This is a genomic window from Streptococcus sp. 3.1 (assembly GCF_016648915.1).
Lineage (GTDB): Bacteria > Bacillota > Bacilli > Lactobacillales > Streptococcaceae > Streptococcus > Streptococcus salivarius_E.
This window is the reverse complement of record NZ_JACLQV010000001.1, coordinates 180,226-192,949: the sequence shown is the minus strand read 5'-3', so window position 1 is coordinate 192,949 and position 12,724 is coordinate 180,226. Positions and strand designations below refer to the sequence as shown.

Annotated in this window: 13 protein-coding genes; 8 read left to right on the top strand and 5 right to left on the bottom strand. The window is 37.9% G+C overall.

What is annotated here, in order from left to right; genetic code table 11:
* Position 1: 1 nt before the first annotated feature.
* From mnmG to rpsD, 6 genes are all read left to right on the top strand, one after another.
* Positions 2-1,903 (top strand): tRNA uridine-5-carboxymethylaminomethyl(34) synthesis enzyme MnmG, encoded by a 1,902-nt coding sequence (gene mnmG, locus H7U02_RS01090; RefSeq protein ID WP_073686047.1) that lies wholly within the window; start codon positions 2-4, stop codon positions 1,901-1,903.
* Between the two features lie 73 nt (positions 1,904-1,976).
* The gene (locus H7U02_RS01085) at positions 1,977-3,941 is read left to right on the top strand and encodes a DHH family phosphoesterase (RefSeq protein WP_201042628.1); all 1,965 of its coding nucleotides are present in this window, start codon (positions 1,977-1,979) and stop codon (positions 3,939-3,941) included.
* A gap of 1 nt (position 3,942) precedes the next feature.
* Positions 3,943-4,401, top strand: a complete 459-nt coding sequence (gene rplI / locus H7U02_RS01080) for a 50S ribosomal protein L9 (RefSeq protein ID WP_002885729.1) — start codon at positions 3,943-3,945, stop codon at positions 4,399-4,401.
* 43 nt (positions 4,402-4,444) lie between these two features.
* Complete coding sequence (gene dnaB, locus H7U02_RS01075) at positions 4,445-5,806, top strand: replicative DNA helicase (RefSeq protein ID WP_073689270.1); 1,362 nt, start codon at positions 4,445-4,447, stop codon at positions 5,804-5,806.
* A gap of 25 nt (positions 5,807-5,831) precedes the next feature.
* Positions 5,832-6,134 carry a Veg family protein gene (locus H7U02_RS01070; protein ID WP_002885699.1) on the top strand — a complete coding sequence of 101 codons (303 nt, stop codon included), beginning with the start codon at positions 5,832-5,834 and terminating at the stop codon, positions 6,132-6,134.
* A 197-nt stretch (positions 6,135-6,331) separates the two neighbouring features.
* Complete coding sequence (gene rpsD, locus H7U02_RS01065) at positions 6,332-6,943, top strand: 30S ribosomal protein S4 (protein ID WP_002885833.1); 612 nt, start codon at positions 6,332-6,334, stop codon at positions 6,941-6,943.
* A gap of 210 nt (positions 6,944-7,153) precedes the next feature.
* On the opposite strand, the gene H7U02_RS01060 is transcribed toward rpsD, so the two are convergent.
* Positions 7,154-7,342 carry a hypothetical protein gene (locus tag H7U02_RS01060; RefSeq protein ID WP_110980772.1) on the bottom strand — a complete coding sequence of 63 codons (189 nt, stop codon included), beginning with the start codon at positions 7,340-7,342 and terminating at the stop codon, positions 7,154-7,156.
* 115 nt (positions 7,343-7,457) lie between these two features.
* Here H7U02_RS01060 and H7U02_RS01055 point away from each other — a divergent pair, with 115 nt between their 5' ends.
* Complete coding sequence (locus H7U02_RS01055; RefSeq protein ID WP_110980773.1) at positions 7,458-7,820, top strand: DUF1304 domain-containing protein; 363 nt, start codon at positions 7,458-7,460, stop codon at positions 7,818-7,820.
* A 74-nt stretch (positions 7,821-7,894) separates the two neighbouring features.
* Here the strand turns inward: H7U02_RS01055 and H7U02_RS01050 are convergent, their stop codons facing one another.
* Positions 7,895-8,434, bottom strand: a complete 540-nt coding sequence (locus H7U02_RS01050) for a TetR/AcrR family transcriptional regulator (protein WP_110980774.1) — start codon at positions 8,432-8,434, stop codon at positions 7,895-7,897.
* Positions 8,435-8,562: 128 nt separating this feature from the next.
* Here H7U02_RS01050 and H7U02_RS01045 point away from each other — a divergent pair, with 128 nt between their 5' ends.
* A complete protein-coding gene (locus H7U02_RS01045) occupies positions 8,563-10,932 on the top strand; it encodes a YhgE/Pip domain-containing protein (RefSeq protein WP_110980775.1) in 2,370 nt (789 codons plus the stop codon).
* Between the two features lie 38 nt (positions 10,933-10,970).
* Here H7U02_RS01045 and H7U02_RS01040 read toward each other — a convergent pair whose 3' ends face one another.
* From H7U02_RS01040 to H7U02_RS01030, 3 genes are read right to left on the bottom strand one after another with little or no spacing between them, the layout of a single operon-like run.
* The gene (locus H7U02_RS01040; protein ID WP_110980776.1) at positions 10,971-11,816 is read right to left on the bottom strand and encodes a DUF4097 family beta strand repeat-containing protein; all 846 of its coding nucleotides are present in this window, start codon (positions 11,814-11,816) and stop codon (positions 10,971-10,973) included.
* Positions 11,813-12,397, bottom strand: a complete 585-nt coding sequence (locus H7U02_RS01035) for a DUF1700 domain-containing protein (RefSeq protein ID WP_110980777.1) — start codon at positions 12,395-12,397, stop codon at positions 11,813-11,815. The genes H7U02_RS01040 and H7U02_RS01035 overlap by 4 nt, the downstream gene beginning before the upstream one ends.
* Positions 12,384-12,710, bottom strand: coding sequence for a PadR family transcriptional regulator (locus tag H7U02_RS01030; protein ID WP_110980778.1), 327 nt, complete (start codon positions 12,708-12,710; stop codon positions 12,384-12,386). Before H7U02_RS01030 ends, H7U02_RS01035 begins: the two co-directional genes overlap by 14 nt.
* Positions 12,711-12,724 lie beyond the last annotated feature (14 nt).

Here is a 12,724-nt window from a genome sequence, read left to right as displayed (position 1 = left end):
AATGTCTTACGAGTTTGATGAAAATTTTGATGTAATTGTTGTTGGTGCTGGTCACGCTGGTGTAGAAGCCTCCCTAGCTGCAGCCCGCATGGGATGTAAGGTTTTATTAGCGACTATTAACCTAGAGATGCTGGCATTTATGCCATGTAATCCTTCTATTGGAGGATCGGCCAAGGGTATTGTTGTCCGTGAGATTGATGCCCTCGGCGGAGAGATGGGTAAAAATATTGATAAAACTTATATTCAAATGAAAATGTTGAATACTGGTAAGGGACCTGCTGTCAGAGCTTTACGTGCACAAGCAGATAAAGCCTTGTATGCTATGACGATGAAGCATACAGTTGAGCGTCAGGAAAACTTAACTCTCCGTCAGTCAATGGTTGATGAAATTCTTGTTGAAGATGGTAAGGTAGTTGGTGTCAGAACAGCCACAAATCAAAAATACGGAGCAAAAGCGGTTATTGTAACAACAGGAACGGCTTTGCGTGGTGAAATTATCCTAGGTGAGCTCAAATATTCTTCAGGTCCTAATAATAGCCTTGCATCTGTTACATTGGCAGATAACCTGAGGGATCTTGGCCTTGAAATAGGAAGATTTAAAACGGGTACCCCTCCTCGTGTTAAGGCATCATCAATTAATTACGAAGAAACTGAAATTCAACCAGGTGATGAAAAGCCAAATCATTTTTCATTCTTGTCGAAAGATGAAGATTATCTTCAGGATCAAATACCTTGTTGGCTAACTTATACGAATCAAGAGAGCCACGATATTATCAATAATAATTTACACCGTGCACCAATGTTTTCAGGTATTGTCAAGGGTGTAGGACCTCGTTATTGTCCATCAATCGAAGATAAAATTGTCCGATTTGCCGATAAGAATCGCCATCAACTTTTCCTTGAACCTGAAGGAAGAGAGACTGAGGAAGTCTATGTGCAAGGTCTGTCAACTAGTCTGCCAGAAGATGTTCAAAAAGAGTTGATTCACTCAATTAAAGGTCTCGAGAAGGCAGAGATGATGCGAACTGGTTATGCGATTGAATATGATATCGTGCTCCCTCATCAATTACGTGCAACACTTGAAACGAAGTTGATTTCAGGTCTCTTTACAGCAGGACAGACCAACGGAACTTCTGGATACGAGGAGGCAGCAGGTCAAGGTCTAGTTGCTGGTATCAATGCGGCTCTTAAAGTTCAAGGTAAACCTGAGCTTATTCTCAAACGTAGTGATGCCTATATTGGTGTAATGATTGACGATCTTGTCACAAAAGGAACCTTGGAGCCATATCGTTTATTGACATCACGCGCAGAGTATCGTCTCATATTACGTCATGATAATGCTGACATGCGCTTGACACCTATTGGTCGAGAAGTTGGTTTGGTTGACGATAAACGTTGGCGTATCTTTGAAATTAAGAAAAATCAGTTTGACAGCGAGTTGACACGTCTGTCAAAAGAAAAATTAAAACCTATTAAAGAAACGAATGAGAAAATTCAAGCTCTAGGCTTTAAGCCATTGACAGATGCCATGACAGCTAAAGAGTTTATGCGTAGACCAGAGATTGATTACGCCACAGCTACTCAGTTTGTGGGCCCAGCTGCAGAAGATTTGGACGCTAAGATTATAGAGTTGCTTGAGATCGAAATCAAGTACGAAGGTTATATCAATAAAGCTTTGGATCAAGTAGCTAAGATGAAGCGTATGGAAGAAAAGAGGATTCCGAAAAATATTGATTGGGATGCTATTGATTCCATTGCTACCGAAGCTCGTCAAAAATTTAAGAAAATCAATCCTGAGACCATTGGTCAAGCGAGTCGTATTTCAGGGGTCAACCCAGCAGATATCTCAATTTTGATGGTTTATCTTGAAGGTAATAATAAGGCCCGCAGGAAAGTAGACTAACGGTGCTAACACGTTTAAAAGCCTTTTAATTAAGGCTTTTTTATGTTATAATTGTTAGATTAAGAGGTTTTATATGAAAAGATTTCACTTTGCAACGATTCATCTTGTAATGATTGGGCTAATTCTTTTTGGAATTGCTACTATTTTTGTTCGCGTACTAAAATCGGAGTCTGCACTCATTTTTGCGCTTTTTATTATTATGGTAGTAGTTGTTGCCTTATTGCATTACCAAAAGACAACATATGAGTCCTTAGAAATAGAGCAATTAGATGAACTGAATCAGGATGTTGAAGATTCTTTGAAGACCCTTCTCGGAAAGATGCCTGTTGGGGTTATTACTTTTGATGAGAACGATCATATTGAATGGTTCAACCCCTATGCGAAGCTAGTACTTTCGGATGAAAATGGAAATTTCAATAAGCAGTTGATTGCGGATTTTATTTCCCAGAAACGAAAGGGTTCACCTTCGAATGTGATAACCGTTGGTGATAATAAATATGCCGCTTTTGTGGATTTTGACAATAAGTTGACATATTTTATTGACAATGTTTATGATCAAGATGAAAATGCTGATCCAAATATGACTCGTCCTGTTATCGGGATTATTTCAGTTGATAACTACGACGATGTGACGGGAAGTTTACCCGATGCCGATGTTTCAAAAATCAATACATTTGTGGCAGGGTTTATTTCTGAGTTTGCTAAGGCCAAGCATATTCATTATCGACGTATTGAAGGTGATCGTTTTTACTTCTTCACCAACTACAGTGTTTTGACAGAATTCATGGATCAAAAGTTTTCTGTCTTGGATGACTTCCGTCAGCAGGCTCAAGAGCGTGGTTTACCACTGACTTTGAGCATGGGAATTTCGTTCGGTACGCTTAAGCATGATCAAATCGGTCAGGTTGCCTTGCAGAATCTGAACATCGCACTAGTTCGCGGTGGAGATCAAGCTGTTGTCAAGGAAAACGATGATCACAAGGAACTTCTTTATTTTGGAGGAGGTTCTGTCTCAACAGTAAAACGTTCTCGTACAAGAACAAGAGCTATGATGACTGCAATCTCAGATAAGTTGAAAACAGTCGAAAAAGTGTTTGTTGTCGGACATAAGAATCTCGATATGGATGCTCTAGGGGCCACTGTCGGTATGGCTCATTTTGCTAGTCAAATTGTTCGAAAAAGCTATGCTGTTTACGATGATACGGCTATGAATGCAGATATTGAGCGTGCGGTCGAACGCTTAAAAGAAGATGGTCAATCACCTCTTGTTACACTTTCAGAGGCTGAAGAGTTAGTCAACCAACAGTCATTACTAATTATGGTTGACCATTCTAAAATCAATTTAACTTTGTCTAAGGATTTTTATGATCGATTTAATGAAGTTATTGTGGTAGATCATCACCGTCGAGATGACGATTTTCCTGAAAATGCTGTTTTGACCTTTATTGAAAGTGGGGCAAGCTCAGCCTGTGAATTGGTTACGGAGTTGTTGCAATTCCAAGGTGCCCCAGAACGTTTGAGTAAAATCCAAGCCTCTATCCTTATGGCAGGTATCATGCTAGATACTAAAAATTTCTCAACTCGTGTGACTAGTAGAACCTTTGATGTCGCCTCTTATCTACGTAGTTTAGGAAGTGACAGTGGAGAAATCCAAACAATCTCTGCTACTGATTTTGAAGAGTATCGACGTATCAATGAGTTAATTCTATCAGGTGAACGTATTACAGATGATATCATTGTTGCCTCAGGTGATAATCCTAAATGTTATAATAATGTTGTGATTTCTAAGGCAGCAGATACGATGCTTTCCATGGCAGGTATCGAAGCAACTTTTGTTGTCGCTAGGACAAGCGATTCTACTGTGAATATCTCTGCTCGAAGTCATAAAACGATTAATGTACAACGTATTATGGAGAAAATGGGTGGTGGTGGCCATTTCAACTTAGCTGCCTGCCAATTGCGAGACTGTAGTGTTGCTCAAGCAAAAAATAAATTGATTGAAACTATTATGGGAGAGTTGGCTCCCAAGGAGGACTAAAATGAAAGTTATTTTCTTACAAGACGTTAAAGGTAAAGGTAAAAAAGGCGAAATAAAAGAAGTACCATCAGGTTATGCTCAAAACTTCTTGATTAAAAAGAATCTTGCTAAGGAAGCGACAAACCAAGCTATCGGTGAGTTGAAAGGCAAGCAAAAATCTGAAGAAAAACATGCAGCAGAGTTGTTGGCTGAAGCGAAGCAAGTTAAAGAGCAACTTGAAAAAGAAGAAAATCGTCTTCAATTTACTGAGAAGGTCGGACCAGACGGACGTACTTTTGGTTCAATTACAGCCAAAAAGATTGCAGAAGGACTTCAAAAACAATTTGGTATAAAAGTTGATAAACGTCATATTGAACTTGAACATCCTATTCGTGCGATTGGTCTGATTGAGGTTCCTGTAAAGCTTCATAAAGAAGTGAGCGCACAAATTAAACTTAACATCAAAAATAGTGCTGAGTAATTCGTTGACACTATAAGTAAATCTTGTAAAGGAGGGAATAATTGTGGTAGAGGCTCAAGAATTACGAGTACAACCTCATGATTTAGTAGCGGAACAGTCTGTTCTAGGGGCTATTCTCATTAACCCGGAAAAGTTGATTACAGTTCGAGAATTTATCGAAGCAGACGACTTTTACAAGTATTCCCATCGTGTCATTTTTAAAGCAATGGTAACGCTGTCGGATCGAAATGATGCCATTGATGCCACGACAGTACGTACCATTTTAGATGACCAAGATGACCTCCAAAATATAGGGGGTATTTCTTATCTTGTAGATTTGGTCAATAGTGTCCCAACATCCGCAAATGCTGAGTACTATGCTAAGATTGTGGCTGAGAAAGCCATGCTTCGACGTATTATAAATAGGCTGACAGAGACTGTCAACCAAGCATATGAGGGCGCAACAGAATCTGATGAAATTATTGCGAATGCTGAGAAAGCCTTGGTTGATGTTTCAGAGCATAGTAATCGTAGTGGTTTCCGCAAAATATCTGAAGTTCTTGACGTTAATTTTAATACCTTGGAGATGCGTTCCCAGCAAACATCAGATGTTACTGGATTACCAACAGGTTTCCGTGACCTTGACAAGATTACAACAGGTTTACACCCTGATCAATTAATTATTTTAGCAGCTCGCCCCGCAGTTGGTAAAACAGCCTTTGTGTTGAACATTGCTCAGAATGTTGGCACCAAGCAAAATAAAGCTGTTGCAGTCTTTTCATTAGAGATGGGTGCAGAAAGCTTAGTTGATCGTATGTTGGCAGCTGAAGGGATGATTGATTCTCATGCTTTACGTACAGGTCAATTGACAGAGCAAGATTGGAATAATGTTATGATTGCTCAAGGAGCACTGGCTGAGGCACCTATTTACATAGATGATACCCCTGGTATAAAGATTACTGAGATTCGTGCACGGTCCCGTAAATTGTCACAAGAAGTAGAGGGTGGTCTTGGTCTCATTGTGATTGACTACTTGCAGTTGATTACAGGTACGCGACCAGAAAATCGCCAACAAGAGGTTTCAGATATTTCAAGACAGTTAAAAATCCTGGCCAAGGAGCTCAAAGTTCCTGTAATTGCCTTGAGTCAGTTATCTCGTGGGGTTGAACAACGTCAGGACAAACGTCCAGTATTATCTGATATCCGTGAGTCAGGATCTATCGAGCAGGATGCCGATATTGTCGCCTTCTTGTATCGTGATGATTACTACCGAAAAGAGGGTGAAGAACCAGAAAATGCGATTGAAGATAATACCATCGAAGTTATCCTAGAAAAAAACCGTGCTGGTGCGCGTGGAACAGTCAAGTTACTATTCCAAAAAGAATACAATAAATTTTCATCGATTGCTCAGTTTGAGGAATCATAATTTTCAGATTTAAGGAGATATATATATGAGTGATGCATTTGCAGATGTTGCTAAGATGAAAAACATCAAGGAAGCTATTAAGTCACATGAAGGTCAGCTAGTAGAATTGACCCTAGAGAATGGGCGTAAACGTGAAAAGAATAAAATTGGTCGATTGACAGAAGTTTATCCATCATTGTTTATTGTTGAATATCAAGACTTCAGTTCCCAAGCAGGAGCTATTAATAATAGTTATGTTGAATCTTACACTTATTCAGATATTTTGACTGAGAAGACTCTCATTCGTTATTTGAGTCCTGAGGAACAAGCTGAAATCGAAAATAAATAAGAAAAAGCCTTTACTTGGGCTTTTTTTCGTGGTAAAATATTTAAGTATGTGAAATAATAGCAGGATAAAATGAAGCTCGTCAACAGGAAGTCGGCTAGAAAAGTAACCTTTGCTGTTTGGGCGAAGTCTTTCTGAACGAATCAGGTTTATCTAAAACGTTATTTCCTAAAAATATTTTTTATAGGAGGACATTATTAATGTCACGTTATACAGGTCCATCATGGAAACAATCACGTCGCCTTGGTTTCTCACTTACAGGCACAGGTAAAGAATTGGCACGTCGTAACTACGTACCAGGTCAACACGGTCCAAACAACCGTTCAAAACTTTCAGAATACGGTTTGCAATTGGCTGAGAAACAAAAACTTCGTTTCTCATACGGTTTGGGTGAAAAACAATTCCGTAACTTGTTCGTACAAGCTACTAAAGTTAAAGGTGGAACACTTGGTTTCAACTTTATGGTTCTTTTGGAACGTCGTCTTGACAACGTTGTTTACCGTCTTGGTCTTGCAACTACTCGTCGTCAAGCACGCCAATTCGTAAACCACGGTCACATCCTTGTTGATGGTAAACGTGTTGATATCCCTTCATACCGCGTTGAAGTTGGTCAAGTAATCTCAGTTCGTGAAAAATCAGCTAAGGTTCCTGCTATCCTTGAAGCAGTAGAAGCTACTATCGGACGTCCAGCATTTGTATCATTCGATGCTGAAAAACTTGAAGGTTCATTGACACGTCTTCCAGAACGTGATGAAATCAACCCAGAAATCAACGAAGCACTTGTCGTTGAATTCTACAACAAAATGCTTTAATTTTAAGATTATTGTATCGAAAAGCCCGTTGTTATGGGCTTTTTTGTTTGTCTTAAATCATTGATTTCTAGGTTTGTTCAGTTACAAGTTTCCTAAAGCCATTTCATAGAATGAGACGGCTTTTTGTTTTCGAATATTAAAAAGACCCCTAGTCTGATACAAGTGACTAAGGGATTCGTAACATGATGATAGATGATTTTGAGGTATAAATTATTTATTATCCAATCCGCCTTCAAAATCTGCTGAAACGTTTGAAACGTAGTTGGTGAAGTAGCTTTCAAAATCTTTTTTTAGTTGGTCGTACTCCTCTTCGGAGTAATCTTTATCCTCTATATAAGCCTGAAATCTAGGAATTCCCAAATCTTTTTGGAGATGTTGGATTACTTCTGTCTTTGTCATAAGAACCTCTCTTTCATTCTTTATTTTACCATATTTCAAATTGTATGAAGCATACATGTTGTTTTAAAAGTTTACTTTTGATATACTGTCAAAGTTATTTAAGAAGGAGGCTACTATGTCTATTATTACACTGATCTTAGCTGGGATTGTTGCTTTGGAGCATCTCTATATCATGTATTTGGAAACTTTTGCGACACATTCAGACACGACTAGTCGTGTTTTCAATATGAGTAAAGAAGAACTTCAACGTGATTCTGTTACAAACTTATTTAAAAATCAAGGGATTTACAATGGTTTGATTGCTGTATTCCTCTTGTATGGGATTTTCACAAGTAGTCAGCTACTTGTAACTGTTTTTGTACTCAATGTTTTCTTTGCTGCTATTTATGGTGCTATGACTGCAAATAAGAAAATTATTTTAACGCAAGGTGGACCCGCAATCTTGACCTTACTTTCACTTATCATTTCCTTATTTTAAGGATTTTATTGTAAAAGAAAAAGCTGCTTTAACTGTTGAAATGGTTTGCAGCTTTTTATGCTTTTGAAGTTGTTTTATTGTGGAATAAATCGTAGAAGAAAATCTGTCATTTCTCGGGGGGATTCTTTTTTTCCTTTATTTATCCAGGCTTGACAAGCACCAAAAATAGCGTGCGCAAAATAAATACTGGCATAGTCTTTCTCAAATCCTTTTAGAGATCTTTCTTCAGCACTAGGGACAATGAAGTCCTCAGCTATCATACGCTGAAGTTTGTGTATTAGAAAATCTTGAATTTCTTTTGATCCATTGGTAGACAATAGAGCTGATAGGAGCTTTTCACGAGTGAGAAATTCAAAGATTTCGAGAAAGGCTCCCTCTTTCTTTCCTTCATATTTATCGAAGATATACTCTAGCTTGTGGAAAAGCTCTTTCTGATAACTATCAATCATTTCATACTTATCTTTGTAGTGGGTATAAAAACTCGAACGGCTAATCCCTGCTGTTTGAACCAGACGAATGGTAGTAATATCATTGAAATCTTGGTCTTCAAGACATATTACTAAAGCATCTAAAAGAGCTTTTTTTGTTTGCGCGCGTCTTTGATCTTTTGACATACAAATCTCCTTTTATACACTTTTAGACTATGTGTCCAAAAAGCGATTGTTTAACATTGATTTTCAGGTAAATGAGTTTATAATTGATTATATCATAAAAATAAACACAATGTCTAAAAAGGAGAAATATGTTAGCAGAATTAAAGGCTCTTCTTAAAAGTCCAAAGCTCTGGATAACTATTATTGGTGTCTCATTGATACCTGCTTTATATAATCTAATCTTTTTGTCTTCTATGTGGAATCCTTATGGTAATGTCAAACACTTACCAGTGGCAGTAGTGAACAAAGATAAGAGTGCTAGTTTCCAGAATAAGACTCTGAATATTGGTCATGATATGGTAGACAATATGTCTAAAAACAAAAATCTAGACTATCACTTTGTGACTGAAAATGAAGCCCAAAAAGGGATTGAGGATGGTGATTACTATATGGTAATCACTTTTCCAGAAAACCTCTCAAGTAATGCAGCAAGTCTTTTGACAAATGATCCCAAGAAACTGGAAATTTCTTATCAAACAACAGCAGGACATAGCTTCGTTTCTTCAAAAATGAGCGATTCTGCCATGTCTAAGTTGAAGGATACTGTTTCTAAAAATATTACATCAACTTATGTTGGAGCTGTCTTTAGGAGTATGTCTCAACTTCAGGGTGGTATGGGAACTGCAGCGAATGGGGCTAGTCAATTATATGCAGGTGCAGGCGCACTTCAGTCTGGGAGTCAGACCTTATCAAATGGCTTAGGAACTCTTGCTGGATCTACACAAACATTGGCTACAGGTGTTGATACCTTGAGTTCAGGCGCGTCTGCCTATACTTCAGGTGTGTCAACTTTGTCAGGCGCTTTGTCACAGTTAAATGCGAACTCTGAGGCTGTTAATTCTGCTGCAGGTCAATTTGTATCAGGAGCAGAGGCCATGAATACCTTAGTTACAGGTGCAGATTCGTTGTCAACAGCGCTCAGTCAAATGGCCACAGCAACAAGTTTATCCGAAGAACAGCAAGCACAGTTGTCAACCCTATCAACTAATTTAACTGATTTAAATACAGCAATTCAAAATCTTAATACAGCGGTAAGTAACACATCATTACCAAGTGGAACATCAACAACATCAGTAGATACAAGTTCAATAGCGACTTATCTTTCAAATATTTCTTCTGCAGCTAGCTCTATAGCTACAGCTAGTGCAACTGATAAAGCAAATGATTTGGCTGCGGTACAAGGAACAGCTGCTTATCAAAGCTTGACTGCAGATCAACAAGCAGAGATTACATCGGCAATTAGTAATGCAGGATCTACAGCTAGTAGTTACGCTTCAACTATTGCATCTGATGTGTCAAGTATGTCAACTGCTTTATCTAGCTTGACAGGTACGACAACAACTAGTAGCGGCGATTCAAGTAGTTTGGCTTCTCTACAAACGTCTATTTCAGGCATTGCAAGTTCGGCGAATGCTCTTCTTCCTGTAGCTTCATCAACGGTATCATCAATGCAAGCTAATATTGCTAATGTCAATTCGGTACTTGTCAATCAATTATCACCAGGAGCAATTCAAGTGGCTTCAGGTGTGTCAACCGCTCAAAGTACTCTAGCAACAGGTGCAAGCGCACTTTCAACTGGTTTGTCAACTTATACTGGTGCTGTGTCAACAATTGCTAGTGGCGCTCAAACTCTAGATGTTAACAGTAGTAGTTTAATGACTGGTTTTTCTACTCTTCAAAGTGGTACAAGTGCTCTCAATGCAGGTGCTCAACAATTAGCAACTGGAGGAAACACCTTAACAAATGGTTTGACAAGTCTGTCAACTAACCTTTCTACATTATCTGATTCATTAAACAAAGCTAATCAGCAACTCTCTCTTGTTTCTGTAAACTCAGACAATGCAAAAATGGTGAGTGCTCCGCTCAAAGAGAAGAAAACTGATAAGGATAAGGTTGACACTAATGGTGTGGGAATGGCTCCATATATGATTTCTGTTTCTCTTATGGTTGTCGCTCTTTCAACTAATGTTATCTTTGCTAAGAGCTTGACAGGAAGAAAATTTACGGGCCGTTTTGATTGGGCTAAGAATAAGTTACTTATCAATGGTATTATTACAACTATGGCTGCTATTGCGCTTTATATTGCCATTCGATTTGTGGGAGTTGAACCAAATCATCCATTAGCTACATTTGGTATGATTCTCCTTGCAGCATGTACTTTAATGGCGCTGGTTACAGCCCTTGTAGGTTGGAATGATAGATATGGCGCATTTGCTTCCATGATTATGCTGCTTTTGCAACTAGGGTCTAGTGCAGGGACTTATCCAATTGAACTTAGTCCTAAGTTCTTTAAGGTCATCCAACCATTCTTACCAATGTCCTACTCCGTATCAGGTCTTCGTCAAACTATTTCAATGACAGGACAGATCTCAGATCAAGTTCGTATGCTATTTATTTTCTTACTTATCTTTGTAGTTGTAGGTATTATGATTTATAGACCAAAGTTTGAAAATGAATAAACTAAAAGCCAGCTCTAATGTGAGCGGGCTTTTTTATGTTATTCAACAGTTATATCACCGAGATCTGATGTAATGGTAAGTGTATTATCCTTTGAAATCTTAAGGTTATTTGTAATGTCAACCTCTCCTGAGTGACTATCGGCTTGAACATTGAGCATATAATCTTTAAGAGCTAGTTCAATATCACCAGATGTAACATCAAGTTTATTGTGACCATTGAAAATTAGGTTATCTCCAGAGTAATCTCCCATTGCAATAGATAAATCTGAGTTAGTAAAAAGTGTATGATTACTATCAACACTACCAACATCAAGGTTAGCTTTTAGGTTGCTGACAATCATTTTAGTAAAAGTTAGGTCCCCTACATTTAGATTGATATCTGCTTGTTTGATGGTGCTATTACTTAAATCTAGATTTCCAGTTGCTAAATCAACCTTTAAAAAATCAATCGTTTGTTTTTTAGGGAGTGTAATGACAATGGTTTTATTTCTGACTTCCTCGTTGAGAGTAGAAAGCTCTACTAAATCTTTTAATCCGAAAAAGTTAATATGTTTGTTAGAAGTTGAATCTAATTCAGAGTTGCTATCATTGATAGTCAATTGATCATCCTTTACAGATGTGTCAATTGGATTTTTTGTTTTTTGGTAGTAAGAAAGCGTTGCTTTGTCAACATCACCATTTTTTATAAGCACATTGTAGTTACTACTTTTAATATCAATTTTATTGAAGTCCTCAACTTCTTTCTTGACATAATCTTGCTCACTTATAGTTTGATTTTGTAAATCTGTTAAGCCACCTTGGCTATAACCCCAAGCTACTAATCCTCCTCCTAAAAATAGAGAGATAAGAGACACTCCGAGGACAATCTTTTTCCAAGTTTTCATGATTTTCTTCCTTTCTTGATGAGCCATTTAATCAATAGGGTAATTAGCTTTACAATAAGTTTACAGATTTCAAACGAAATCAAAAGTAGTAAGAGTGCTCCTCCAAACATCAATAGACCTAGACCTCCTCCAAACAGTGTTGAAGCTAGTGAAACACTTAAGAGAGAGAAGCTTGTAAAGAAAGTGTAAACACCACTAATGAGTAAAGCAAAAGTAAGAGCTAAGGCAGTCACTATAACTGCGAAAATAATCATAAGAAGTGTCATTATCATAGCTAAGAAGAATAGTAGAATTGGTAAGGCAACTGGACTGGCTAAAACAGCTAGAATCGCAATCCAAAGGATAGCTGTTTTATTGCGTAAGCTGCTCTTGTCCTCAACAATCTTTTCTTCTAGAAGACGACTAATGACTTCATGTGCGGCTTCCTTAGGTGTACCCAGTTCCGCAATAACCCGAGCTTCATTTTCAGGTCCAGCCTCTTCAAAATATTCCATGAAATATTCGAGGGCCTCTTCATAGTCCTTTTGTGGTAATTTTCGTAGATATTTTGTTAATTTGGCTATATATTCAGTCCTTGTCATGTCTTAATCTCCCTTCTACAATACCATCCATAGTTTCTTTGTAGGTTAACCATTCTTCATTAAGAAATTGAAGTTGATTTTTTCCCTCTTGGGTAATACTGTAATATTTACGTTTACGCCCTTGATACGCTTGGCTATAGGTGGTCATATAGCCTGCTTTTTCAAGCTTTTTTAGAATAGGATAAAGTGTTGACTCCTTGATATTAGCCACAAGCTTAATGGTTTGACTAATTTCATAGCCATAAGAGTCTTCTCTATCGATAATAGCTAGTATTAGGAACTCTATCAGGATTGACGATGTTGGAAAATACATAGTGTGCTCCTTTG

Excerpts from the sequence above, each read along its gene's own strand:
- H7U02_RS01055 (WP_110980773.1), top strand. The coding sequence starts at position 7,458 with ATGTCTATTATTACACTGATCTTAGCTGGGATTGTTGCTTTGGAGCAT.
- H7U02_RS01085 (WP_201042628.1), top strand. The coding sequence starts at position 1,977 with ATGAAAAGATTTCACTTTGCAACGATTCATCTTGTAATGATTGGGCTA.
- rplI (WP_002885729.1), top strand. The coding sequence starts at position 3,943 with ATGAAAGTTATTTTCTTACAAGACGTTAAAGGTAAAGGTAAAAAAGGC.
- H7U02_RS01060 (WP_110980772.1), bottom strand. The coding sequence starts at position 7,342 with ATGACAAAGACAGAAGTAATCCAACATCTCCAAAAAGATTTGGGAATT.
- rpsD (WP_002885833.1), top strand. The coding sequence starts at position 6,332 with ATGTCACGTTATACAGGTCCATCATGGAAACAATCACGTCGCCTTGGT.
- H7U02_RS01030 (WP_110980778.1), bottom strand. The coding sequence starts at position 12,710 with ATGTATTTTCCAACATCGTCAATCCTGATAGAGTTCCTAATACTAGCT.
- H7U02_RS01035 (WP_110980777.1), bottom strand. The coding sequence starts at position 12,397 with ATGACAAGGACTGAATATATAGCCAAATTAACAAAATATCTACGAAAA.
- H7U02_RS01045 (WP_110980775.1), top strand. The coding sequence starts at position 8,563 with ATGTTAGCAGAATTAAAGGCTCTTCTTAAAAGTCCAAAGCTCTGGATA.
- H7U02_RS01070 (WP_002885699.1), top strand. The coding sequence starts at position 5,832 with ATGAGTGATGCATTTGCAGATGTTGCTAAGATGAAAAACATCAAGGAA.
- H7U02_RS01050 (WP_110980774.1), bottom strand. The coding sequence starts at position 8,434 with ATGTCAAAAGATCAAAGACGCGCGCAAACAAAAAAAGCTCTTTTAGAT.
- H7U02_RS01040 (WP_110980776.1), bottom strand. The coding sequence starts at position 11,816 with ATGAAAACTTGGAAAAAGATTGTCCTCGGAGTGTCTCTTATCTCTCTA.
- mnmG (WP_073686047.1), top strand. The coding sequence starts at position 2 with ATGTCTTACGAGTTTGATGAAAATTTTGATGTAATTGTTGTTGGTGCT.